We start from the raw sequence: 21,305 nt of genomic DNA on the forward strand, positions 1-21,305 counted from the left end.
TCGGTGCGAGGAAGGGAGCACACACATGCGAGTCATCGTCATGGGCGGCACGTCGGGCATCGGCCGGGCCACCGCGGAACTGCTGGTCGCCCGCGGGGCGGAGGTGACCGTGACCGGCCGCCGGCCGTCGTTCGCGGTCGCGGGCCTGGACTTCGTCCGCCTGGACGCCACCGACGCCGAGGCCGTCGCCGGGTTCTTCGCCGGCCACGGCCCCGTCGAGCACCTGGTGCTGGCGTTCAGCCCCGGCCCGGTCGGCCTGGGCCCGCTCGCGAAGACCCCCGCGGAGGACATCCGGGCCGCCTTCGAGGGCAAGCTGTTCGGCTACCTGGGCGCCATCCAGCGGGCCACCGTCACCGCCTCGATCACCATGATCTCGGCGGCGTCGGCCCGGGCCGCCTACCCCGGCACGACCGTCCTGGCCGCCGTCAACGGCGCGATCGAGCGCATCGTCCCACCCCTGGCCGCCGAACTGGCCCCGGTCCGGGTCAACGCGGTGTCCCCGGGCGCCATCGACACACCGTGGTGGTCGTTCCTGCCCGAGGACCAGCGCACCGCCCAGTTCACCGACCTGAGCGCGGCCCTACCGGCCCGCCGCATCGGCACCCCGGCCGAGGTGGCCGGCGCCGTCGCCTACCTTGTCGGCGCCGAGTACGTCACCGGCACGATCCTCCCCGTGGACGGCGGCGGCACCGTCTCCTGAGCGGGTGTGGACCAGGTTGGGTTGGCGTGGGTGTAGCCCTCCTGACGCAACTGCCGGCAGTAGCCCAGGTCGATGATCCGGCGGGTCAGCCTCGGCCAGCCGGCCAGGCGGCGCATCAGGAGGCCCAGCAGGTTCTTCTGGTTGATGGCGCCGTGCCGGGCGGCCAGGGCGATCAGGTCCGGCACGGCCGCCGTGTCGACGCGCGACGACGGGCTCCACAGGCGGGAGCGCCGCACCGCCTCGCTCGGGCGGGCCTCCATCGCCTCGACGTGGATCAGCAGGGCGCGCTGCGGTGGGACGCCGCGCAGGGTCATCGTGGCCAGGAGGGCGGGGTCGGTGCTGCGGGTGGCGGTGCCGTAGCCGTGCAGGACGTCGCCGCTGTGCGGGCGCAGGGCGGCGAACGCGATCCGGTCGTCCTGCTCCAGGTTGCGCAGCGTGTCGGCGCGGCGGTTGCCGCGGCGGTCGGGTATGGCCAGGGTGGTGTCGTCGAGGCGGCGGGCGAAGCCGGGCTCGTCGCCGCGCGGGCTGGTGTCGCTGCCGCCGTCGCGGTCGCCGGTGGACAGCACCAGGAACGGTGCGGCGGCCAGGAAGTCGGGTGTGCGGGTCGCGATCGGGTGCCAGAGCCGGGAGCGCAGGACACACCGGGCACAGTGGACATACGCCTCCCGGACGTCGACGGTCAGCTCCACGCCCTTGCGGCCGGCGGCGGCGCCGTTGACCCGGAGGGTTTCGCCGATGCCCGGGAGCAGGAAGACGAACGAGACGCCGGTCCGGTCGGCCGGGGGCGGCTCGCCGGCGGGGAGCGCGAACGAGATGCGGCCGGGCGAGTGGACGCGGGCGAAGCCGGGGGTGCCGCCTACGAACGTGGCCCGGCGGTGGCCGTCGGCGGCCAGGTAGCCGAAGCCGGCGATCGGCGAGTTGGCCAGGATCGTCACGCAACCGGCGTCGAGCCGGGCCAGCTGCTTGGCCATCACGATGGCCGGCGGGGCGGCAATCTCCGAGGTCATGGCACTATTGTGAGTAGAAGCTCAGATTTTGACTACTCGCTTTCGGGAGGCCCGCGGTGCCGTCGGACAAGCGTCGTGTCGAGCCTCGTCGCTGGCCGTCCCAGGTCCGGGCCGCGCTGACCCGGGAGCGGATCCTGGCCGCGGCGGCTCACATTTTCGCCGAGCAGGGCTACGCCGCGGGCACCACGAACCGCATCGCCGAGCACGCGCGGGTGTCGATCGGGTCGCTGTACCAGTACTTCCCGAACAAGGACGCGATCCTGGCCGAGCTGCTGCTCCGACACATCGACGAGGAGCTCGACGAGCCGCCGGCGACCGCCCTCGAGCCGGCCGTCCGCGCGATCGTGCGCCGGGCCGTCGACCACCACCGCGACGACCCGCAGCTGCTGCGCATCATGGTCGAGGAGGCGCCCCGGTTGCCGGCCCTCATCGAGAAGATCGAGCGCTACGACCGGGCCCGGGTCGCGCAGGTGCGGGCGCTGCTGGCCGGCCTGGCGGAGGTGCGGGTGGCCGACCTGGACACCGCGGCCCAGCTGGTGGTGTCCACAGTGGAGTTCGTGGTGCACAAGGAGATGGCCACCGCGGGCGGCATCCCGCCCGAGCGGCTCGAGGCGGAGCTGGTCGCGATGCTCACCCGGTATTTGCGGGGCTAGGCAGATACGGGTCGAGGGCGGCGGCGAGCAGTTCGCGGTCGTTCTTGTCCAGCGACTCGCCGGTCCACGTCTCCGCGAGCTCGAGGGTTTCCCCGCTGTGCAGGGTCAGAGCCACCTTGATCGGTACGTTCTTGAGGATGGCCGCCGCCGCGACGTCCTCGTAGGCCAGGAACCGCCACTGCCGCGCGAGCTGCGCGACGGGGGCCGACCGGATCAGCTGGATCAGCCGCTGCTTGCCGTCGTCGGTGGACTTCGGCCCGGGCACGAGCAGCAGGCCGGTCGTGAGGATGAGCACGTCGAAGTGGAGCTTGCCGGGGGCGTTCATGTTCGCGATGCCGCCGATGATCTCGGCGCCGTGCGCGGTCGCGGTGGCCGACTGCTGCCGGACCGCGGCCACGTCGACGCTCAGCTCGGCCAGCCGCTGCCGGGCCGCGGCCACCGTCGCCGGGTCGACGGCCAGCTTGGCGATCTCGTCGATCGGCGGCTCGGTCCCGTCGGGGCGGACGAACTCGGCGCCGCCGGTCCACGAGTGCCGCCAGCGGCCCTGGCCGCCACCGCGGGCCGCGAGGGCGATCGCGGCGCCGATCCGGTTGGTCAGCTCGGCCCGCTGCTCCGCGGGGTCGCCGTGCGGCTCCGCGGCCCGGGCCAGCTCGGCCGTGCGGCCCTGCTCGACGAGGTGCAGGACCAGGCCGAGGTCGCCCTGGGCAGTATTGCCGAGCCGGGCCGCGGCCCGGAACAGGGCGTCGACGTCACGCTGGGCGTTGGCGGCGATGCCGGCGTCGGTGAGCTGCTCCCACGGCAGCAGCGTCTTGTCCTCGATGTTCAGCGCGGCCCGCTGCAGCCGCTGGGCCAGGCCGGCCGGGTCGCCCAGCAGGACCGTGGCCGGCCGGTCGTCCGCGGCGACACCCGGGTCGGGCATCGCCTGCATGGCCTTGATGCGGTCGGCGATCGGCGGGTGGGAGTCCCAGCGCGAGCGCTCCTCCGGCGGCGCGCCGTCGCGCAGCTTGGCCAGCTGGTTGGAGCGGCCGCGCAGCAGCAGGCCGAAGCCGCCGAACACGTCCTGCGGGGCGAGCTTGGAGTCCCAGCCGATGGTGACGTAGTTGCCGACGAAGAAGTTCCAGGCGGCGTCGATGACGGGGATGTCGCGCATCGAGCTGACCGCGGCCGGGCGGCCGGCGATGCGCACCGAGAACTCGTCGGCCTCATACTCCATGCGGCGGCTCACGGCCTGCTCGACCAGGATGTAGATGCGGGCGTAGCCGCGGAAGACGAACCCGGCGATGCTCGACGGCCCGACCTGCACGATGGTCTGGACGATGGCCATCCGGCCCCGGTGCGCCAGGGCGCCGAGCTTGGTGTGGCTGCCGGAGTAGTGCCCGAGCTCGTGGGCCAGCACCGACACGAGCTGCGAGACGGTGAACGCCTGCAGCAACGGCAGACCGACGTACATGATCCGGCGGCCGCCGGCCAGGCCCAGCAGGCGGGTCTGCTCGGCGACGGCCGCGTTGACCTCCGGGATCAGCCGGATTTCGTCGGGGGCCCGGGTGCCGACCCGGTGCGCGAGGTCGTGGGCGGCGTCCCAGAGCCCGCGGGCCTCGTGCGGCGCGAGGGGCAGGCCCTCGGGCTCGCCGGGCTTGGCCCGCAAGATCTTCCAGAACGCGACGACGAGGCCGGCCGCCAGCGCGATCGTGACGTAGGCGAGCTTGCCCGCGGCCACGCCGGGATGCTCCTGGAACAGCCAGACCGTGACCCCGCCGAGGCCGCCGATGAGCGCGACGGCCAGCAGGTAGAACCCCGCGAGCAGGCCGACCGAGACGGCCGCACGGATCGTCGTCTTCATATGTGTTGATCCCCCGTGAGTGTGAGCAGCTCAGAGTAGCGGCTCCACCGGTGCGTGTCTGCCCGCGACGAGGCGCACGATCTCCGCCTCGGTGTCGATGCGGGCGTAGGCGTCGCGGAGCCGGTCGGCCCCCTCCCGCAGCCGCGGCTCGTGCAGCGCCCGCCGGATCGCCGCGAGCAGGTCGGCGTCGGCCGGGGCGGCGGACTTCAGGCGCACGCCCGCGCCGGCGTGCTCGACCCGGGCCGCGACCTCGGGCTTGTCCTCGGTGGCGCCGGCCACGACGAGCGGGATGCCGTGGGCCAGGGCGGTCTGCACCGCGCCGTAGCCGCCGTTGGTGACCATGACGCGGGTGTAGGGCAGCAGCTCCCGATGCGGGACGAAGGCCGCCGCGCGGGCGTTGGCCGGCAGGTCGCCCAGCACCGCCGGGTCGGGGCCGCCGGTGGTCGCGACCACGAGCACATCCTCATCTTCCAGGACCCGGATGGTGCGGGCGACCAGATCGCCCAGATCGCTGTTGGCGACCGTGCCCTGGGTCACGTGGACGACCGGGCGGGTGCCGGAGACGACGTCGGCCCACCACGGCGGCGGCGTGAACGGCACACCCGGGCCCTCGGTCAGCGCGCCGACGAACCGGACCGCGGCGGGCCGGTCGGAGCGCGGGTACTCGAACTCGGCGACCCCGTTCTGCAGGTGCAGCGTCGGCGAGATGCCGGACAGGGGGGACGCGCTCGTCGGGGGCAGCTCGATGCGGGCCCGGATGCGCTGCCAGTGCTGCTGGACGTCGCGCAGCAGGACGCGGTGCATCAGCGTGTTGAGCAGGCGGTTGCGGACCCGGCCGAGCGGGGTCGCCGACGGCTTCAGCGCGGTGCCGAACGGGGCGGTGTCGCGGCTCGGGACGGGCAGCGGGGAGATGCCGACCGAGATCCAGTCGATGCCGGTCAGCTCGTGCAGGGCGGCGGCGCCGACGAACCCCATGTCGGCGACGAGGGCCGTGGGGGGACTGAGCGCGACGAGGGCGGTGAGCTCGGTGACCTGCAGCGGTACCGGATCGAGGAAGAGGTGTTTGAGGTCCCAGCGAATGCCGGCCAGACCCGTCAGGTTGGGCCGGTCCGGCTGCGCGTCGGGGGCCACGTCGAGGTCCGGGTGCATGGGCAGGAAGGCGGCCCCGGTGGCCTGGACCGCGGTCTGGAAGGCGCGCCCGGCGTACCAGTCGACGGTGTGGCCGGCGTTCACCAGCGCCCGGGCGATCGGCTTCAGCGGGTTGGTGTGGCCCGCGCTGGGCATGGACGCGAACAAGAAGTGGGACATGCACGGGTGCACGCACCGGGCCGGCCCGCGGTTCGGAGCCGGCCTGTCGCGAATCGGATGTATCCGCCTCAGGCCGCGCGCAGCTGCAGGCCCTTCCCGCCGGCGCCGTGCAGCTCCAGCCGATCCCCGTCGATCTTCACGGTGACCGGCCCGGCGAGCGTGGCGAGCACCGCCGCCTCCAGCGCCGCCCGGTCGTCGGCGCACGCCATCTTGGTCGTCACGATGTCGCCGAACGTGATCGTGTCGGCGTCGCGGACGGCCCGGCCGCTGAGCTGGTTGCAGCCGGCGTCGCCGGTGACCTTGTCCCCGTCGAACCGCAGGAACGCCTCCGCCCCGGCCGGCACGGAGCTCGCCGTCTGCCCGTCGAGCAGCGACTCGACCACCCAGCGCGGCCCCTGCAGGGCCCGGTCGGGCCGGGCCACCTTGCGGTCGACGAGCCGGATCGTCGCCGGGCCGCCGGTGAGCACGAGGTCGTCGCCGGTGAGTGTGAACGCCGGTCCCGCCGTCAGGAACGCCACCAGCCACTGGTCCTGCTCGCCCCGGGCCTGGTCGCAGCCCATGTCGGTGGTGCCAAGGTCCGAGACCTGGAGGTGGCCGCCGCCGAACTCGACGTCGCCGAAGAGGTGGTTGCAGCCGGCCTGCGCGGTGAGCTTGCCGTCCTCCGGGAAGCCGAGCTCGACGTGGGTCCCGCCGGCCAGGGTGTGGCCGGTGACCTCGGTCGACACGAACGTGCGCCCGGCGAGCCCGGAGCCGGCACCGGAGCCGCCGCAGGCCGACAGCAGCAACAGAATCGCGACCAGCGCGACACGAGTGGTCATGACGGCTTGGACTCCGGCGGACGGCTCCGGGTTCCGCCTCGCCGCGGGGGGCCTCGGGCCGGAGTTGGTCCTAGGTTCGTGCGGCGTTCGTGCCGTACAACTCCCGCAGTCGTGGTTTCGGCACTTTCAACGCGGCGTTGCGGGGCAGGGCGTCGAGGAACAGCACGGCGGTGGGTTTCTTGTGGGAGGCGAGGTGCCGGCGGCTGTACTCGCGCACGACCGCCGCGTCGAAGGTGTAGCCGGGGGCACGCACGATCGCGCCGACGACGGTCTGGCCCCAGCGCTCGTCGGGCGCGCCGAACACCGCGACCTCGGCGACGCCCGGCATGCGGGACAGGGCCTGTTCGACTTCGGCGGGGTACACGTTCATGCCCCCGGTCACGATCATGTCCTCGAGCCGGTCGGTGATGTAGACGTACCCGGCCTTGTCGACGCGCCCGATGTCGCCGGTGTGCAGCCAGCCGTCGCGCAGCACGTCGGCCGTGGCCTCGGGGCGCCGGAAGTAGCCGGCGAACAGTGTCTCCGACGAGACGAGGAGCTCGCCGGTCTCGCCGGGCGGGTGCACGGCCCCGTCGGCGCCGACGAAGCCGATGATGGCGGGCGCGGCCGGCGGCACGTATCGGGGCTCGATCGGGTCGGCGTCGAAGACCGGCTCCATGACGACGGGCGCCGAGGCGCTGGTTCCGTACGCCACGAGGGCGGCCGGCCCCGGGATCCGCCGCGCGACGCTGAGCAGCAGCATGCCGGCAGTCACAGGAGTTCCTTCGCATAGGCCATCGTGGTCGCACCGAGCGGATCGGCGTCGGTCGCGGCCGGAACCAGGACGACGTCGTCGACACCGTGCTCGCGATACGCGTGCAGCCGCCGCATCGCGGTTTCCGGGGAGCCGACCACGCCGATCGCGTCGATCAGCGCATCCGGGATCGCGGCCAGCAGGTCTCGTGGATGCGGGCCGGTACGGGCGAACTCCACGACATCACCGAACCCGGCCCGCTGGAACATGTCGCAGTAGCCGGGCGCGGCGAGATATCCGACGACTCCTCGGCGCAGCTGCGCGTAGGCCGCCTCGAGATCGGTGCCGATAGCCGCCGGCGCCCAGACCGCCACGCGTGGCCGGCGGCCGTCGGACTGTGCGCTCAACCGGTTGATCAGCTCCCCCGCCGTCGGTGGGTCGAGCAGGTTGAGGACCATGCGGTCGGCGTGGCGGGCCGCCGTGGTGACCGCGCGCGGGCCGAACGCGGCGACGACGATCTCGGGCTCGACCGCCGGCAGGCGCAGGCGGTACCCGTTGACGCGCTCCCCCGCCAGCAGCGCCCGTACCGACTGGGCCGCCGTCTGGAGGGCCTGGGCCGAACCGGCGCGCGAACGGCCGTGCCACTGCTCGACAACGACCGGGCTCGAGGTGCCGAGTGCGACCGAAACGGCCAGCCCCGTGAGGGCCGCGACCGAGGCGGCGCCCATCGCGATCATCATCGGGTCGCGGACCGTCACCGCGAACGGGCCGAGGACCAGGCGGGTCGCCGGGGGCAGCGAAGGGCCGACGGCCGCGGCCAGGGCGAAGGCGTCGTAGGTGGCCATCTCCCCGATCCACAGGGCCGGGAAGCCGAGCTCGCCGGCGCGGCGGGCGGTGCCGAGGGCCTCGGCCGGTGGCCGGTCCTGCCACAGGCCGAGGGAGATCTCGACGCTCACGCGACCTCCTCGCGCAGCTGGCGCTTGAGAATCTTGCCGACGGGGTTGCGGGGCAGGGCCGGGCGTACTTCGAGTCGTTCGGGCAGTTTGTAGGAGGCGATGCGCTGCTCCTGCAGGAACCGGACCAGGCCGGGCAGGTCGAGCTCGGCGCCCTCGCGGAGCACCACGACGGCGCAGACCCGCTCGCCGAGGACGTCGTCGGGGTAGCCGACGACGGCGACGTCGGCGACCGCCGGGTGGGCCGCGATCAGGCCCTCCAGCTCGGCCGGGGCGATGTTCATGCCGCCGCGGATGACGAGGTCCTTGGCCCGGTCGACGTACTCGAGGAACTGCCCGTCCGCCCCCGCGATCACGAACACGTCGCCGGTGCGCAGGTAGCCCTGCTCGTCGAACGGGCTGGCCAGGCGGTCGCCGTGCAGGTAGCCGGCGAACACCGTGGGGCCCTTGAGCCGCAGCTCGCCGGGGACGCCGGGCGCGGTGACCTCGTCGCCGGTGGCCGGGTCGACCAGGCGGACGCTGGTCCACTCGGTGACCCGGGAGCTCCACGTGTAGCCGGGCACGCCGTAGCGGGGGAAGAACCGGGCCCGCTGCTCGGGGTCGGGGACGTCGTGGGGGTCGGTGAGCAGGGAGATGCCCTCGTTGGAGCCGAAGAAGTTGATGATGCCGATGCCGTGCTTGTCCTGCCAGCCGCGGACCATCGGCGGCTGGAGCGGTACCGAACCCGATCCGATCTGTTTGAGACTGCTGATGTCGGCCTTCGCGAGGAGTTCTTCGCGCTGCAGGAGCAGCGTCAGCAGGGCCGGCGGGGCGACCGTGTAGGTGGCCTTCTCGGCGGTGATCTGCCCCAGGAACGTCGGCAGGTCGAACGGGTGGTGCTGGACCAGGACGCAGCCGACCCGCAGCCACGGCAGGAACATGCCGTTGATGCCGGCCATGTTCACCATCGGGAACGGGTTGAGCAACACGTCGTCCTCGGTGAGGCGGGGCGCTTCGACGGTGGCCCAGCAGATGGCCAGCCAGTCGTAGTGGCAGCGGGGGACGCCCTTCGGGGTGCTCTCGGTGCCGGACGTCCAGCAGATGGTGACGCAGTCGTTCGGATCGGCCTCATGGACGCCCACCGTGGACACATCGGCCTCGGCCATGAGCGCGTCGGCCGGCAGCACGCCCTCGGGAAGGTCAGAACCGTGTGCCAGTGCTACCGCGGGAAGGCCGTAGCCGGCGACCTCCTCCGCGTGGCTGCGGTCGCCGATCCGTTGCGTGGTCAGGAAAAATCGAGGGTCGGCCAGCCCGGCCAGTTCCACGATCTCGTGCTCGCGGAACTGGACCGGGAACGGCGTGACGATGAGACCGAGCCGCCAGGCCGCCAGGTAGGCGACCACCAGCTCGACGGTGTTGGGCAGCTGCACGGCGAACACGTCGCCCGGCTCCGCGCCCAGGCCCAGCAGGACGGCGGCCAGGCGGTCGGTCTCCAGATCCAGTTCGGCCCAGGTGAGGCGGCGCGGCCCGGAGCCGACGAGCGCGGCCTTGTTGGCCGGGTCGACGACCGCGAGCCGGTCGGGCTGCCGGGCGACCTGCGCCCGGAACAGTGCGTCCATGGTGTCTTCTGACCACCAGCCGCGCGCGGTGTACTCCTCCACGCGCTCCGGCGGATGCAGTTTCCGTCCCGGCATGCCCGAAGCCCCCTTACTTGGTGATGTACTTGCTGGAGATGTCGATGACGCCGCCGAAGGGTTTGAACGCCACCGCCGTCGCGTCCCACTGGAACGGGCGGAAGGCGAGGATACCGAGCGGGGCCGCCGGCGCCATCTTTCACTTGATGCCGTCGATGAACATCGGCGGCTGGTACTCCTGCACCCGGGCCGCCTCCATGATGCCCGCGTGGCTGAGCTTCGAGGGCGAGGCCGCGGCCTTCTTGAACACGTCGATCATCAGGTCGCCGATGACCCAGCCGTTCACGGTGTAGGAGTTGGTCGGGGCGGCGTTGTTCTGGGCCTTGACGGTGTTCTCCAGGACGGTGAGCGAGCCGCATCTGACACGGGCCACGCCTCCACTTCGAGGGGCCTTACTTCAATTGACAGTGCTACTGGTGTTACTACAACAGTCGGAGTAACCCGTCAATGGTCTTGGCCGACGGCCAGAAGGACTAGCTGCTCACGATGCCTGCGGACGACAGCGGCAGCCATCGGTGAAACAGGCCAGAAATATTTCGCCACCATCCCCCTGTGCAAGTCACTCTTGTAGTTGTAGCTTGTGAGCACCCGTACGGGTTGTTTGGAGGTCAACGATGTTCTCCATCGCCGAGGTCGTGCGCGAGGCCGCCAAGCAGCGCCCCGACGCCCCCGCGGTCTCCGGACAGGGCCGGGCCGCGACCTTCGCCGAGCTCGACCGGCGCTCCAGCCGGGTCGCCGCGGGCCTGCTCGCGCTCGGCGTCCAGCGCGGTGACCGGGTCGCCTACGCCGGGCTGAACCGCACCGACGTCCTCGACATCGTGGCCGGGGCGTCCAAGGTGGGCGCGGTGCCCGTGCCGATCAATTTTCGCCTGGCCGGGCCCGAGCTGGCCACGGTCCTGTCCGACTCGGGCGCGGTCGTCCTGTTCGCCGAACCGGCCCAGGCCGCGCTCGTCGCGGACTCGTTCGGCGGGACCGCGCTGCGACTCGACGGCGACTACGAAGCGTGGCTCGACGCGCAGCCCGAGGCCGACCCCGGTGTCGTCACCGACCCGGACGAGCTCGCCGTGTTGCTGTACTCCTCCGGGACAACGGGCCTGCCCAAGGGCGTCATGATCCGCAACCGCAACCTGCACTCGATGCTGGACGTGGCCCGCCGCCGCTGGCAGCTCGACCCGGGCGACGCCTCGCTGAACGTCTCGCCCTACTTCCACGTCCTCGGCTTCGCCTGGGCCGTGCACAGCATCCGCCAGGGCGCCGTCATCGCCCAGGTCCGCGACGCCGCCCCCACCGCCCTGCTGCCGATGATCGCCGAGGAACGGGTCCGGATCGCCGTGCTCGTCCCCGCGCTCATCGACGTGGTGCTGCGCAGCCCCGGGCTCGACACCGCCGACCTCAGCAGTCTGCGGCTCATCCTGTACGGCTCCGCGCCCATCTCGGCCCCGGTGCTCGTCGAGGCGACCAAGCGGCTCGGCGCGGCGATGGAGCAGTCCTACGGGCTGACCGAGATCTCGGGCGGGGCCACGTTCCTGAGCCCGGAGGACCACGACCGGGCCCGCGACGAGCCGGGCCTGCTGCTGTCGTGCGGCCGGCCGGACCCGAGCAGCGAGCTGCGGACCGTCGATCCGGTGACCCTCGAGGACGCACCGGTCGGCGAGGTCCTGATCCGCTCCGCGCAGGTGATGGCCGGCTACTGGCAGCGGCCCGAGGAGACGGCGCACACGCTGCTGCCGGACGGCTGGATGCGGACCGGCGACGTCGGGCGGCTCGACGCGGAGGGGTACCTCTACCTCGTCGACCGGGCCAAGGACATGATCGTGTCCGGGGGCGAGAACGTGTACCCGGCCGAGGTCGAGCGCGCGCTGCAGGCCCACAACGAGGTCGCCGAGGTCGCGGTGGTCTCCGCCCCGTCCGAGCGGTGGGGCGAGTCACCGGTCGCCGTCGTCGTCCGCGAGCCCGGCAGCGAGCTGACCGAGGCCGAGCTGATCGTGTGGGTCCGCGACCGGCTGGCCCACTACAAGTGCCCGGTCGCGGTCCGGTTCGTCGACGCGCTGCCGCGCAACGCGTCCGGGAAGGTTCTGCGGCGCGTGCTGCGCGAGCCGCTCTGGGAAGGTCACGAGCGAAGGGTCGGCTGAGTGTCGCTGCAGGCACTGCTGGACAAGCAGGAAATCACGGAGGTGCTCACCCGCTACATGCGGGCCGTCGACCGGGGCGACCTCGAGGCGCTGCGGGCCTGCTACCTGCCGGGCGCGATCGAGGAGCACGGCGGGGTGTACAGCGGGCCGGCCGGCGCGTACGTCGACAGCATCGCCCGCACCCTCACCCACCCCAGGTCGATCACCACGCACCTGCTGTCGAACGTGCTCATCGAGCTCGACGGCGACCGGGCCGACGTCGAGTGCTACGTGACCGCGTTCGCCCGGGTGCGGCAGGGTGACACGCTCACCGCGGCCCGGATGCTCGACGTGTTCGAGCGCGCGGACGGCCGCTGGGGCATCCGGCACCGGCGGCTGCTCTGGGAGTGGAATCACGACATGGACCGCACGGAAGGCTGGATCTTCGGCCTGCTCGTTGCGGATCCGGGGGTACTGCAACGAGGCGCGAAGCACCCCAACGACCCGGTGTACCAGGCATGAGCGTCGTCGTTGCCCTGGTGACGGGCGGGAACCGCGGCATCGGCCAGGCCTTTGTCGAAGAGCTGCGCGAACAGGGCGCCAAGGTCTACGCCGGCAGCCGCGACCCCGCCGCCGTGCAGACCCCGGGCGCCATCCCGGTGGAGCTGGACATCACCGACCCGGCCCAGGTCGCCGCGGCTGCGGCCCACTGCACCGACGTGAACCTGCTCGTCAACAACGCCGGGATCTTCCTCAACCGCCGCCTCGTCCAGACCGACGACCCGGACACCGGCCGGGCCGAGATGGAGGTCAACTACTTCGGCACCCTGAACATGACGCGGGCGTTCGCGCCCGTGCTCGGGGCCAACGGCGGCGGCCAGATCATCAACGTCCTGTCGGTGGCCGGGATCGTGCCGACGGCGTTCATGGGCGGCTACTCCCCGGCGAAGGCGGCCACCCTCTTCCTCTCCGGCATCACCCGGGCCGAGCTGGAGCCGCAGGGCACCAAGGTGACCGCGCTCATCGTCGGCTCGGTCGAGACCCGCATGTCCGACCACGTCGACGGCCGCAAGGAGGACCCGCGGGACATCGCCAGGACCGGCCTGAAGGCGGCCGCGAAGGGCGAGTGGACGTTCGACACCGACTGGATGGCCGTCGACGCCCGGGCCCGGCTGGCCCGCGACCCGGTCCGCTACGAGCGCAGCCTGGGCCGCCTGGTCCACAAGACGACGCTGCGGACAGGACGGGATTAGTGGGTACCCGCGTCATCCAGTGGGCCACCGGCGCCATCGGCAAGACGACGCTGCGCGCGGTCCTCGACGCACCGGACCTGGACCTCGTCGGCCTGTACGTCTACGGCGACCGCAAGGCCGGCCGCGACGCCGGCGACATCGCGCGGCGCGACCCGACCGGCGTGGTCGCCACCCGGGACGTCGAGGCGATCCTGGCCCTCGACGCCGACGTCGTCATCCACGCACCCCGCCTGCGCCCGGATTACGGCGCGCACGACGACGACATCTGCCGCCTCCTGCGCTCGGGCAAGAACGTCATCACCACCGTCGGCCACCACTACCCGGCCCCGGACCGGCGCGCGAAGTTCGAGCGGGCCGGCCGGGACGGCGGCAGCACGCTGTTCGGCGTCGGGGTCAGCCCCGGCGTCATCGGCGAGCGGCTGACCGTGGCCCTGTCCGGGGTGGCGGTGCGGCTCGACCGCATCGAGATCGACGAGGTCCTCGACGCCAGCGCCATGCCCGACCCGGACTTCGTGTTCAACGTGATGGGCATGGGCTCGTCGTCGGTCGACGTCTCGGCCACGTTCGACGAGCTCTACTCCGAGACGCTGCACTTCATGGCCGACGCGCTCGGGGTGACGTACGACCGGATCGAGCCCGACCACCACCTCGAGTTCGCGGCGGCCGACCTGAGCGTCGCCGCCGGTGTCATCCCCGCGGGCACGGTCGTGGCGACGGAGTGGCGGTGGCACGGGATCCTCGGCGGGGAGCGGTTCATCACCCTGTCGATCATCTGGACGATGGACCCGAAGCTGCCCCGGTACGCCGGCCGCGACCACTGGACGATCCGGATGCACGGCCGGCCGGGCGTGGTGATGACACTCAACCTGGTCGAGCCGGACGAGCCCGGGGTGCGCACGACGGCCGCGCAGTACGTGACGGCCGGCCCGGTCCTCAACGCCATCCCGCTCGTGGTCGCCGCCCCGCCCGGCATCCTGCGACCGACCGTCTTCGGCGCCTGGTCATGAGGGACTTCTTCGCCCGCCACCCCGACGGCCACCGGGTCTCCACCGTCGCCGACATCATCCGCCGCCGGGCCGCCGCCACACCGGACGCCACCGCGGTCATCGAGCCGGGCCGGACCACGACGTTCGGTGAGCTGGACGAGCGCTCCAACCGCGTCGCGCAGGCGCTGCTGGCGGCCGGCGTGCGGACCGGCGGCAACGGCCGCGACCGTCGTGGACGGCTGGGTGCGCACCGGCGACGGCGGATCGTTCGACGAGGACGGATACCTGTACCTGCACGACCGCATCAAGGACATGATCGTGTCCGGGGGCGAGAACGTGTACCCGGCCGAGGTCGAGAGCGTGCTGACCGCCCACCCGAACGTGCTCGAGGTCGCCGTGGTCGGCGTGCCGTCCGACCGCTGGGGCGAGTCCCCGATCGTCGTCGTCGTGGCCTCCGGCGACGTCGACGACCTCATCCCGTGGTGCCGCGACCGCCTGGCCCACTTCAAGTGCCCGATCGCGGTCCACGTCGTCGAAGCCCTGCCCCGCAACGCCTCCGGCAAGCTCCTCAAACACACCCTGCGCGCGGCCTACACCGCCTGACCCCTACTGCCGCCAGAAGTCGTCGGGCCGCGCGGCGACCTCGGTGCCGGACTGTTCGAGGTCGGCGGCCCAGGGCAGCATCTGCTGGAACGTCGGGATGCCCTGCGACGACAGGTGCCGGATCACGCCGACGTTGCGCTCGACGCGGCCGAGGATCGCGTCCCGGATCGCGAGCCGGTCGCCGGTGTAGCCGTAGGCGTCCAGGAACAGGTGGAAGCGGCGGCGGCGGTCGTCGGGGTCCTTGAAGCCGGCGGGCTCGGTGATGCCGGCGGTCAGCAGTGGTGTCCAGGTCAGGGCCGAGAACGCCAGGTCGCCCTCGCGCGGGGACGGGCTGGCCAGCTCCCAGTCGGCGAAGCCGACCAGGGTGTCGCCGTCCCAGACCGCGTTCCACGGTGCCGCGTCGAGGTGGGCGATCACCAGGCCCGGTGCCCACTGCTGGCCGGTGAACCAGACGGCGTCGGCGGGCGGCTCGAAGGTCGCGGTGGTGTCGTGCAGCCGGCGCAGCCAGGCGCCGACCTGCTCGAGTGCGCCGTCGGAGCGCAGGAAGTCGGGCCACGTCGGGCCCTCCTCGCCGAGGGTGCGGCCCTCGAGGTACGTCACGCGTTCGCGGCCCTGCTCGTCGAAGCCGCGGGCCCGGGGTGCGCCGGCGAAGCCGGCCGCCTCGAGGTGGCGCAGCACCGCGTGCACCGATGCCGTGGACGGTTGGGCGGGGCGGCGGACCTCGTCGCCGACGCGGACAGCTCCGAACGTGCGCCCGCCGGGCAGCCGATGCTCAGTCACCCCGTCGTTCTACCCCGGCAACACGTCGACGGCGAACGAATTACAACTGACACTCCGCCCGCGCGTGACTCCGGCGGCCGCGCGCTGTTCCAAACCTCATGCTACCCGGCCCATCCAAATCGGACGATCTTACGCCACGAAGCGCGATAGCCCGATCACAGTAAGCCAATCTTAGCGGTACCGGCAGCGCACGCCGAGCAGGGTCTCCTCGCGCAGGGCGGTGCCGAGGGCCGAGCGCAGCAGGGTGATCGTCCAGCGGGAGTGCTCGTCGGCCGGCCGGAACCGGACCGTGCGTCCGCCGAGGTCGATGGTGTCGGCGGCCGCGGCGTCGTAGCCGAGGATCTGCGCCCACTGTTTCACGGTCGCCTCGGGGTCGGGGACCGGCACCTCGACCGCGACCACGTCGTCGATGAGCGCGTGCGGCGACGGGTCCACGCCGAGGCCGTCCCAGAACCAGGCGTCGCGGTCGGCGATCCCGTCCAGCTCCAGCCGCAGGCCCACGTCGGCCGGGTGCAGCTGCACGATCGGGTGGCCCATGACGAGCTGGTCGGCGACGACCCGGACGCCGAGGGCCAAAGCCCGGTCGCGGGCCGCGAGGGGGTCGCTGTGCTGGACCGACAGGGCGTAGCCGCCGGGGCCGCGCTTGGCCAGCCAGCGCGCGATCGACACGTCGGGCCACAGCGGGGCGACCAGCTCCAGGTAGGAGCCGCCGGCCAGGGCCAGGGTGTCGTCGGCCATGCCGATCGCGGCCAGCTCGGGGTCGGCGAAGCCGGTGCCGAGGCCGTAGTGCTCGCGCAGGAAGTGGTCGTCGGCCGCGATGTCGGCCGTGGCCAGCACGACCTGCCGCAGCAGGGCCCAGTCGCTCATGATGGTTCCTTGCGTTCGATGGCGACGTCGCTGCCGCCGCGGAGGGGCTCCCGGCACTGGTCGCACGCCAGGCGCGGGGTGAAGATGCGGCGGCACTCCGTGTGGCGGTACACCAGCGCCCGCCCTTCCGGGGCCTTGAACCAGCGGTGGCCCCAGTCGAGCGTGCACATGACGACCGGGAAGAACGCGCGGCCCTTCGCGGTCAGGTGGTAGCTGAGCCAGTCGGCCCGTTCCGTCCCCGGCGCCGGGTCGAGCACGCCCAGGTCGCAGAAGGTGCGCAGTCGATCGGCGACCATCGTCGGCGGCGCGCCCAGGCGCTGCTCGAAGTCCTTGAACCGGTGCGCGCCCAGGAACGCGGCCCCGAGCAGCGCCGACGACCAGCGGTTGCCGATCAGGGCCATCGTCTGCGGGAACAGGCCGGGGCTGGCGCCGCCGCCGGTGAAGGAGCGGCGGCGGGTGGTGGCCGCGGGGACGCTGCGCTCCCAGGTGCCGCTCGGGCCGAAGCCACCGGTGACGTCGCGGGGCTCGACCGGCTTGCCGCAGGCGGCGCACAGCAGCAGCGGCTGGAACGGCCGGCCGCAGCGGCTGTGGCGCATCAGCGGCAGCTGCTCCTCGTGCTGGGGCACCCACGTCGCCTCCCACGCCCAGATGGCCAGGAGGATGGGCCAGGTGTCGCGGCCGCGCTTGGTGAGGCGGTATTCGAAGCGCTGCGGGCGCTGCTGGTAGGCGACCTTCTCCATGAGGCCGAGCTCGGCCAGGCGGGACAGGCGGTTGGTGAGCACCGAGTTGGAGATGGGCAGCCGTTCGAGGTAGTCGCTGTAGCGGCGCACCCCCAGCGCCGTCGCGTAGCGCAGAATCAGCAGCGTCCACTCGTCGCCGATGATCCCGAGCGCGTGCGCGACCGCGTTCTGCGCACCCGCCTCCAGCTGTGTCGGTGTGTCTCCCAGGTCCGCGGTCACACCGGGCCCATTCGCAGGCCGGCGGCCATCGTGTCGGCGGTCGCCCAGCCCGGGATGGCGGCGCCGGCGGCCCAGGTGGCGTGGGTGCCGCTGGACACCCGCTCGGGCAGCGCGACCCGGGCGACCGGGCCGTCGGCGACCCGCTGCGCGTCGAAGACCAGGCACTCGGAGAGGTTGCGGTTCATGTCGGTGACGATCGTAATCAGGTAGCCGTCGTCCTCGGCGGTGGATCCCACCCGCGGCGCCATCGCGGTCTCGCTGCCGAAGACGCCCTCGCCGAACGCGTACCGCTCGTCGTGGCCGGTCTCCAGGTCGTGCTTGACGACGCCGTCGAACAGGAACCAGCCCTCGACCCCGGTGGCGGCGTAGGCGTAGCGGTTGCGGCGCCCGCCGTGCCGGCCATTGATCATGCCGAACTCGGTGACCGTGTCGCGCAGCCGCTCCTCGCGGACCTGGCCGGTGACCAGGTTGAGCCGCCAGCGGTGCAGGTGCGACTGCATCCGGTCGAGGGCCAGGAAGCGGAACATGCGCTGGTAGTAGGAGCCGTCGCCGCGGTCCTGGGGCTCCGGGTCGTCCTGGAAGAAGCCGTCGAGGACGATCTCGTCGCCCTCCTCGTAGGCGTTGACCCAGTGCAGGACGTACGTCGGGTCGGCTTCGAACCACCGGACCTGCTCGCTGGTACCGCGCCGGGGCACGACGCCGATCCGCAGCGGCAGCTCCGGATGGAACCGAGCCGCGTGGATGCCGTTTTCCAGGAGCGCGGGCTCCCAGAACAGCGGGCAGTCGTTGAGGATCGCGTAGTGCTCGGTGTAGGCCATGTCGTGCGGCAGGCGCGGCCCGGGCAGCGGCACGTCGATGTAGTGCACGAGGTGGTTCCGGTCGTCGACGACACCGTAGTGCAGGTACGGCGCCTCCTTGCCGTAGTTGAAGAACAGCAGCTCGCCGGTGTGCTCGTCGCTCTTCGGATGGGCCGAGACGCCCCACTGCGACGGGAACCGCCCGCCCCAGCTCGACTTGCCGAGCGTCTCGAGGGTGAGCGGGTCCAGGCGGTACAAGTCGCCGCATTGATAAAAGCTTGAAAGGGCGACCCCGGCGTGCACGACGATGTCGGTGCTGGAACTGTCCTTGAGTCCGCCGCGGGCACCCCAGCCGGGGCGGACGCTCTTGCTCGGGGGCTCGGCCAGGCCCGCCCACAGCGGCTCCTTGGTCTCCTGCTCGGCCAGGAAGCCGTCGGTGCGCACGAACCGGTTGCGGTAGAACGCCTTGCCGTCCCGGAACCCGACCACGTGGATCATGCCGTCGCCGTCGAACGGGTGGTATTTGCCCGCGATCGCCGGGTGCACCGGGTTCTCGGTGTTGCGCAGGTAGACGCCGTCCAGGTCGGCCGGGATCGACCCGGTGACGGTGAGGTCGTCGGCGCGCCACTCGCTCGTCTGCGGCTGCCAGGGGCCGGTGCGGTACGGGTGGTCGTCGTCCTCCGGCAGCGTGGACAGGGCGTGGCCGACCAGCTCGACATCCATGAGTCGTCCTTCTACTGGGCCGCGCCGACCACGAGGCTGACCGTCGTGGTGGTGCTGCCGCCGATGTTGAGGGTGGCGAAGGTCCGCGCGCCCGGGACCTGGTAGGGGCCGGCCTGGCCGGTGACCTGGCGGTAGGCGTCGACGAGCATCCGCACGCCGGTCGCGCCGACGGGGTGCCCGCCGCCGATGAGGCCGCCGCTGGGGTTCATCGGGATCCGACCGCCGATCGCGAGCTCGCCGGACTCGACCGCCTTCCAGCTCTCGCCGGGGGCGGTGATGCCGAAGTGGTCGATCGCCGCGTACTGCGACATCGTGAAACAGTCGTGCGTCTCGATCCCGTCGACGTCGTCCACGCCGCCGATCCCGGCCCGGCCGAACGCGTCGAGGACGGCCTTGCGCACGTGCGGCAGGACGTACGGGTCGTCGGCGCTGCGGCGCAGCTTCTGCTCGAGGGACAGCCCGACGGTGGCGTGGCCCCAGCCGAGGATGCGCCCGAGCGGGCGGCGGGCCAGGTCCGGGTGGGCGGCGAGGTAGCGGTCGGAGACCAGCACGACCCCGGCCGCGCCGTCGGTGACCTGGCTGCAGTCGTTGCGCCGGAGCCGGCCCTCGACCGGCGGGTTGGCCGTGTCGTCGGCGGTGAAACTCGCGTCGGTGAACGTCCAGGCGCGGGTCTGGGCGTTGGGGTTGACGCGGGCGTTGTCGAAGTTGAGGCGGCCGATCGCGCGCAGGTGGTGCTCGTCGATGCCGTACCGCTTGTCGTACTCGTCGGCGAGCGCGCTGAACATGTACGGCCACATGAACTTCGCCTGCTGCCCCTCGTGCCCGATCCAGGCGGCCGCGCCGAGGTGGCCGGCGGCCTGGTCACCGGGGACGGTCCGCTCCAGCTCGGCGCCGAGGACGAGGGCGACGTCGTAGCGGCCGGACTCGAGGTCGGCCATGGCCGCGAGGATGGCGGTGCCGCCGGAGGCGCAGGCGGCCTCGTGGCGGGTGGCGGGGATGCCCCAGAGGCGCTCGTCGACGGTGGCGGGCATGCCGCCGAGCTGCCCCTGGCCGGTGAAGAGCTGACCGAAGGCGTTGCCGACGTGGATCACCTGGATGGCGGCCGGGTCGATGCCCGAGGCGTCGAGCGTCCCGGTCGTCACCTCCGCGAAGAGCTCCGCGAATCCGTGGCCGGCCCGCGCCCAGTTGCGGGCGAAGTCCGTCTGAAACCCACCGACGACCCAAGTACTCGACGTTGCCATGCTTTTTTACTACAACAAGCAGAGTCGCTCGTCAACGTGTAAGCGTCCTGACCTAGGGGTGCTCTTGCCAATTCCGTCGCTTCAGACTACATCTGACAGAGTGACAACACGTGACGTGTACGTCCTGGAGTACCTGCGCACGGCCCGTGCCAAGGGCTCCGCGAGGGGCTCGCTGCACCACCTGAGCCCGACCGAACTCGTCGTGCGCCTCCAGCGCGCCCTGATCGAGCGCACCGGCCTCGACCCGGCCCGGATCGAGGACGTGACCCTCGGCCTCGCCTCGCAGAACGGTGAGCAGGGCGCGAACCTCCCCCGCACCGCCGCGCTCCTCGCCGGCTGGGGCGAGCACGTGCCCGGGGTCAGCCTGAACCGGTTCTGCGCCTCCGGCATCGACGCCGTCGCACAGACCGCGGCCCGGGTCAAGGCGTCCGACCTCGACCTGGCCGTGGCCGGCGGCGTGGAGAGCGTCTCCCGGGTGCCGATGTTCTCCGACGAGGGCCCGCTCTGGAGCGACCCCGACACGATCCGCCGGGTCGGCTCGATCCACATGGGCATCGCCGCGGACCTCAACGCGACCCTGGACGGCTGGCGGCGTGAGCAGCTGGACGCCTACGGCGTCGAGACCCAGAGCAAAGCGGCGGCCGCGTGGGGGTCGGGCTTCTTCAAGGCCGCGGTGGTACCGATAGACGGCTTCGACCGCGACGAGCTGGTCCGCCCGGGCACGACCCTCGAGGCCCTCGCCGCCCTCCCGCCCGCGTTCGCCGAGCTCGGTGCCGCCGGTCAGGACGCGATCGCCCTGGCCGCTCACCCCGAGGCCGGCACCATCGACCACCGGCACACCGTCGGCACCTCCCCCGCCATCGCCGACGCCGCCGCCCTCGTGCTCCTGGGCACCCGCGACGCCGCGGCCGCCGCGCACCTGGCCCCGCGAGCGCGGGTCGTCGCGGCCGCCACCTGCGGCACCGACCCGGTCATCATGCTCACCGCGGGCCAGCAGGCGGTGGAGAAGGTCATCGCCAAGGCCGGCCTCACCCCCGCCGACATCGACGTGTTCGAGTTCGCGGAGGCGTTCTCGGCGCTGTGCCTGAAGTTCCGCCGCGACCTGGACGCCGGCCCGGACCGGATGAACCCGAACGGCGGCACGATCGCCATGGGCCACGCGTTCGGCGCGACCGGCGCCATCCTGCTGGGCCAGTGCGTCGAGGAGCTGCGCCAGCGCGGCGGCCGCTACGGCGTGGCCGCGGTCAGCGGCGCCGCGGGTCTCGGCGTCGCGGTGCTGGTCGAGCGGGTGGACGCGTGA

The 21,305-nt window shown here is 72.5% G+C and carries 22 protein-coding genes and 1 pseudogene; 9 read left to right on the plus strand and 14 right to left on the minus strand.

All coding sequences use genetic code 11. The features are described 5' to 3' along the window. Nucleotides 1–25 precede the first annotated feature (25 nt). Entirely contained in the window at nucleotides 26–700 is a 675-nt protein-coding gene (locus tag ACIA8L_RS51085; RefSeq protein WP_395916740.1) for an SDR family oxidoreductase, read from the plus strand. Here the strand turns inward: ACIA8L_RS51085 and ACIA8L_RS51090 are convergent. Beyond that, the gene (locus ACIA8L_RS51090; RefSeq protein ID WP_395916741.1) at nucleotides 631–1,707 is read right to left on the minus strand and encodes a pyridoxamine 5'-phosphate oxidase family protein; all 1,077 of its coding nucleotides are present in this window, start codon (nucleotides 1,705–1,707) and stop codon (nucleotides 631–633) included. The genes ACIA8L_RS51085 and ACIA8L_RS51090 overlap by 70 nt on opposite strands. Before the next feature lie 56 nt (nucleotides 1,708–1,763). Between ACIA8L_RS51090 and ACIA8L_RS51095 the strand changes: the two genes are divergently transcribed. After that, nucleotides 1,764–2,360 (plus strand): TetR/AcrR family transcriptional regulator, encoded by a 597-nt coding sequence (locus tag ACIA8L_RS51095; protein ID WP_395916743.1) that lies wholly within the window; start codon nucleotides 1,764–1,766, stop codon nucleotides 2,358–2,360. Here the strand turns inward: ACIA8L_RS51095 and ACIA8L_RS51100 are convergent. The 8 genes from ACIA8L_RS51100 to ACIA8L_RS51135 form a co-directional block, all read right to left on the minus strand. Next, nucleotides 2,338–4,200, minus strand: a complete 1,863-nt coding sequence (locus tag ACIA8L_RS51100) for a M48 family metalloprotease (protein WP_395916744.1) — start codon at nucleotides 4,198–4,200, stop codon at nucleotides 2,338–2,340. The genes ACIA8L_RS51095 and ACIA8L_RS51100 overlap by 23 nt on opposite strands. A 30-nt stretch (nucleotides 4,201–4,230) precedes the next feature. Further along, nucleotides 4,231–5,508 (minus strand): glycosyltransferase, encoded by a 1,278-nt coding sequence (locus ACIA8L_RS51105; RefSeq protein WP_395916746.1) that lies wholly within the window; start codon nucleotides 5,506–5,508, stop codon nucleotides 4,231–4,233. Nucleotides 5,509–5,576: 68 nt separating this feature from the next. Next, nucleotides 5,577–6,326 carry an META domain-containing protein gene (locus ACIA8L_RS51110; protein ID WP_395916748.1) on the minus strand — a complete coding sequence of 250 codons (750 nt, stop codon included), beginning with the start codon at nucleotides 6,324–6,326 and terminating at the stop codon, nucleotides 5,577–5,579. A gap of 70 nt (nucleotides 6,327–6,396) precedes the next feature. Beyond that, a complete protein-coding gene (locus ACIA8L_RS51115; protein WP_395916750.1) occupies nucleotides 6,397–7,080 on the minus strand; it encodes a class I adenylate-forming enzyme family protein in 684 nt (227 codons plus the stop codon). Beyond that, complete coding sequence (locus ACIA8L_RS51120) at nucleotides 7,077–8,015, minus strand: LLM class F420-dependent oxidoreductase (protein ID WP_395916752.1); 939 nt, start codon at nucleotides 8,013–8,015, stop codon at nucleotides 7,077–7,079. Before ACIA8L_RS51120 ends, ACIA8L_RS51115 begins: the two co-directional genes overlap by 4 nt. After that, nucleotides 8,012–9,685 carry a class I adenylate-forming enzyme family protein gene (locus ACIA8L_RS51125; RefSeq protein WP_395916753.1) on the minus strand — a complete coding sequence of 558 codons (1,674 nt, stop codon included), beginning with the start codon at nucleotides 9,683–9,685 and terminating at the stop codon, nucleotides 8,012–8,014. The genes ACIA8L_RS51120 and ACIA8L_RS51125 overlap by 4 nt, the downstream gene beginning before the upstream one ends. A gap of 13 nt (nucleotides 9,686–9,698) precedes the next feature. Then, nucleotides 9,699–9,821: a hypothetical protein gene (locus ACIA8L_RS51130; RefSeq protein WP_395916755.1), complete on the minus strand. Its 123-nt coding sequence runs from the start codon at nucleotides 9,819–9,821 to the stop codon at nucleotides 9,699–9,701. A gap of 3 nt (nucleotides 9,822–9,824) precedes the next feature. Beyond that, on the minus strand, nucleotides 9,825–10,058 hold the full coding sequence (locus ACIA8L_RS51135; RefSeq protein ID WP_395916757.1) for a hypothetical protein: 234 nt from the start codon (nucleotides 10,056–10,058) through the stop codon (nucleotides 9,825–9,827). A 241-nt stretch (nucleotides 10,059–10,299) separates the two neighbouring features. Between ACIA8L_RS51135 and ACIA8L_RS51140 the strand changes: the two genes are divergently transcribed. The 6 genes and pseudogenes from ACIA8L_RS51140 to ACIA8L_RS51165 all read left to right on the plus strand — a co-directional run bounded on the left by ACIA8L_RS51140 (nucleotide 10,300) and on the right by ACIA8L_RS51165 (nucleotide 14,638). After that, on the plus strand, nucleotides 10,300–11,817 hold the full coding sequence (locus tag ACIA8L_RS51140) for an AMP-binding protein (RefSeq protein WP_395916759.1): 1,518 nt from the start codon (nucleotides 10,300–10,302) through the stop codon (nucleotides 11,815–11,817). After that, nucleotides 11,818–12,318 carry a nuclear transport factor 2 family protein gene (locus ACIA8L_RS51145; protein WP_395916760.1) on the plus strand — a complete coding sequence of 167 codons (501 nt, stop codon included), beginning with the start codon at nucleotides 11,818–11,820 and terminating at the stop codon, nucleotides 12,316–12,318. It abuts the gene before it with no gap. After that, a complete protein-coding gene (locus ACIA8L_RS51150; protein ID WP_395916761.1) occupies nucleotides 12,315–13,049 on the plus strand; it encodes an SDR family oxidoreductase in 735 nt (244 codons plus the stop codon). The genes ACIA8L_RS51145 and ACIA8L_RS51150 overlap by 4 nt, the downstream gene beginning before the upstream one ends. Further along, nucleotides 13,049–14,056: a hypothetical protein gene (locus tag ACIA8L_RS51155; protein WP_395916763.1), complete on the plus strand. Its 1,008-nt coding sequence runs from the start codon at nucleotides 13,049–13,051 to the stop codon at nucleotides 14,054–14,056. Before ACIA8L_RS51150 ends, ACIA8L_RS51155 begins: the two co-directional genes overlap by 1 nt. After that, a pseudogene (locus ACIA8L_RS51160) lies at nucleotides 14,053–14,235 on the plus strand (AMP-binding protein); the annotation flags it as partial. The gene ACIA8L_RS51155 and the pseudogene ACIA8L_RS51160, both read left to right, overlap by 4 nt. Nucleotides 14,236–14,278: 43 nt before the next feature. Beyond that, a complete protein-coding gene (locus ACIA8L_RS51165) occupies nucleotides 14,279–14,638 on the plus strand; it encodes a hypothetical protein (RefSeq protein ID WP_395916765.1) in 360 nt (119 codons plus the stop codon). A 3-nt stretch (nucleotides 14,639–14,641) separates the two neighbouring features. Here the strand turns inward: ACIA8L_RS51165 and ACIA8L_RS51170 are convergent, their stop codons facing one another. The 5 genes from ACIA8L_RS51170 to ACIA8L_RS51190 all read right to left on the minus strand — a co-directional run bounded on the left by ACIA8L_RS51170 (nucleotide 14,642) and on the right by ACIA8L_RS51190 (nucleotide 20,005). Continuing rightward, nucleotides 14,642–15,418: a phosphotransferase gene (locus ACIA8L_RS51170; RefSeq protein WP_395916767.1), complete on the minus strand. Its 777-nt coding sequence runs from the start codon at nucleotides 15,416–15,418 to the stop codon at nucleotides 14,642–14,644. A 171-nt stretch (nucleotides 15,419–15,589) separates the two neighbouring features. Further along, the gene (locus tag ACIA8L_RS51175) at nucleotides 15,590–16,285 is read right to left on the minus strand and encodes a hypothetical protein (protein WP_395916769.1); all 696 of its coding nucleotides are present in this window, start codon (nucleotides 16,283–16,285) and stop codon (nucleotides 15,590–15,592) included. Further along, entirely contained in the window at nucleotides 16,282–17,244 is a 963-nt protein-coding gene (locus tag ACIA8L_RS51180; protein ID WP_395916770.1) for a winged helix-turn-helix transcriptional regulator, read from the minus strand. Before ACIA8L_RS51180 ends, ACIA8L_RS51175 begins: the two co-directional genes overlap by 4 nt. After that, entirely contained in the window at nucleotides 17,241–18,764 is a 1,524-nt protein-coding gene (locus ACIA8L_RS51185) for a carotenoid oxygenase family protein (protein WP_395916772.1), read from the minus strand. The genes ACIA8L_RS51180 and ACIA8L_RS51185 overlap by 4 nt, the downstream gene beginning before the upstream one ends. Before the next feature lie 11 nt (nucleotides 18,765–18,775). Further along, a complete protein-coding gene (locus ACIA8L_RS51190; protein WP_395916774.1) occupies nucleotides 18,776–20,005 on the minus strand; it encodes an acetyl-CoA acetyltransferase in 1,230 nt (409 codons plus the stop codon). A 100-nt stretch (nucleotides 20,006–20,105) separates the two neighbouring features. Between ACIA8L_RS51190 and ACIA8L_RS51195 the strand changes: the two genes are divergently transcribed. After that, the gene (locus ACIA8L_RS51195; protein ID WP_395916775.1) at nucleotides 20,106–21,305 is read left to right on the plus strand and encodes an acetyl-CoA C-acyltransferase; all 1,200 of its coding nucleotides are present in this window, start codon (nucleotides 20,106–20,108) and stop codon (nucleotides 21,303–21,305) included.

Source organism: Dactylosporangium sp. NPDC051541, assembly GCF_044454505.1.
Classification (GTDB): domain Bacteria; phylum Actinomycetota; class Actinomycetes; order Mycobacteriales; family Micromonosporaceae; genus Dactylosporangium.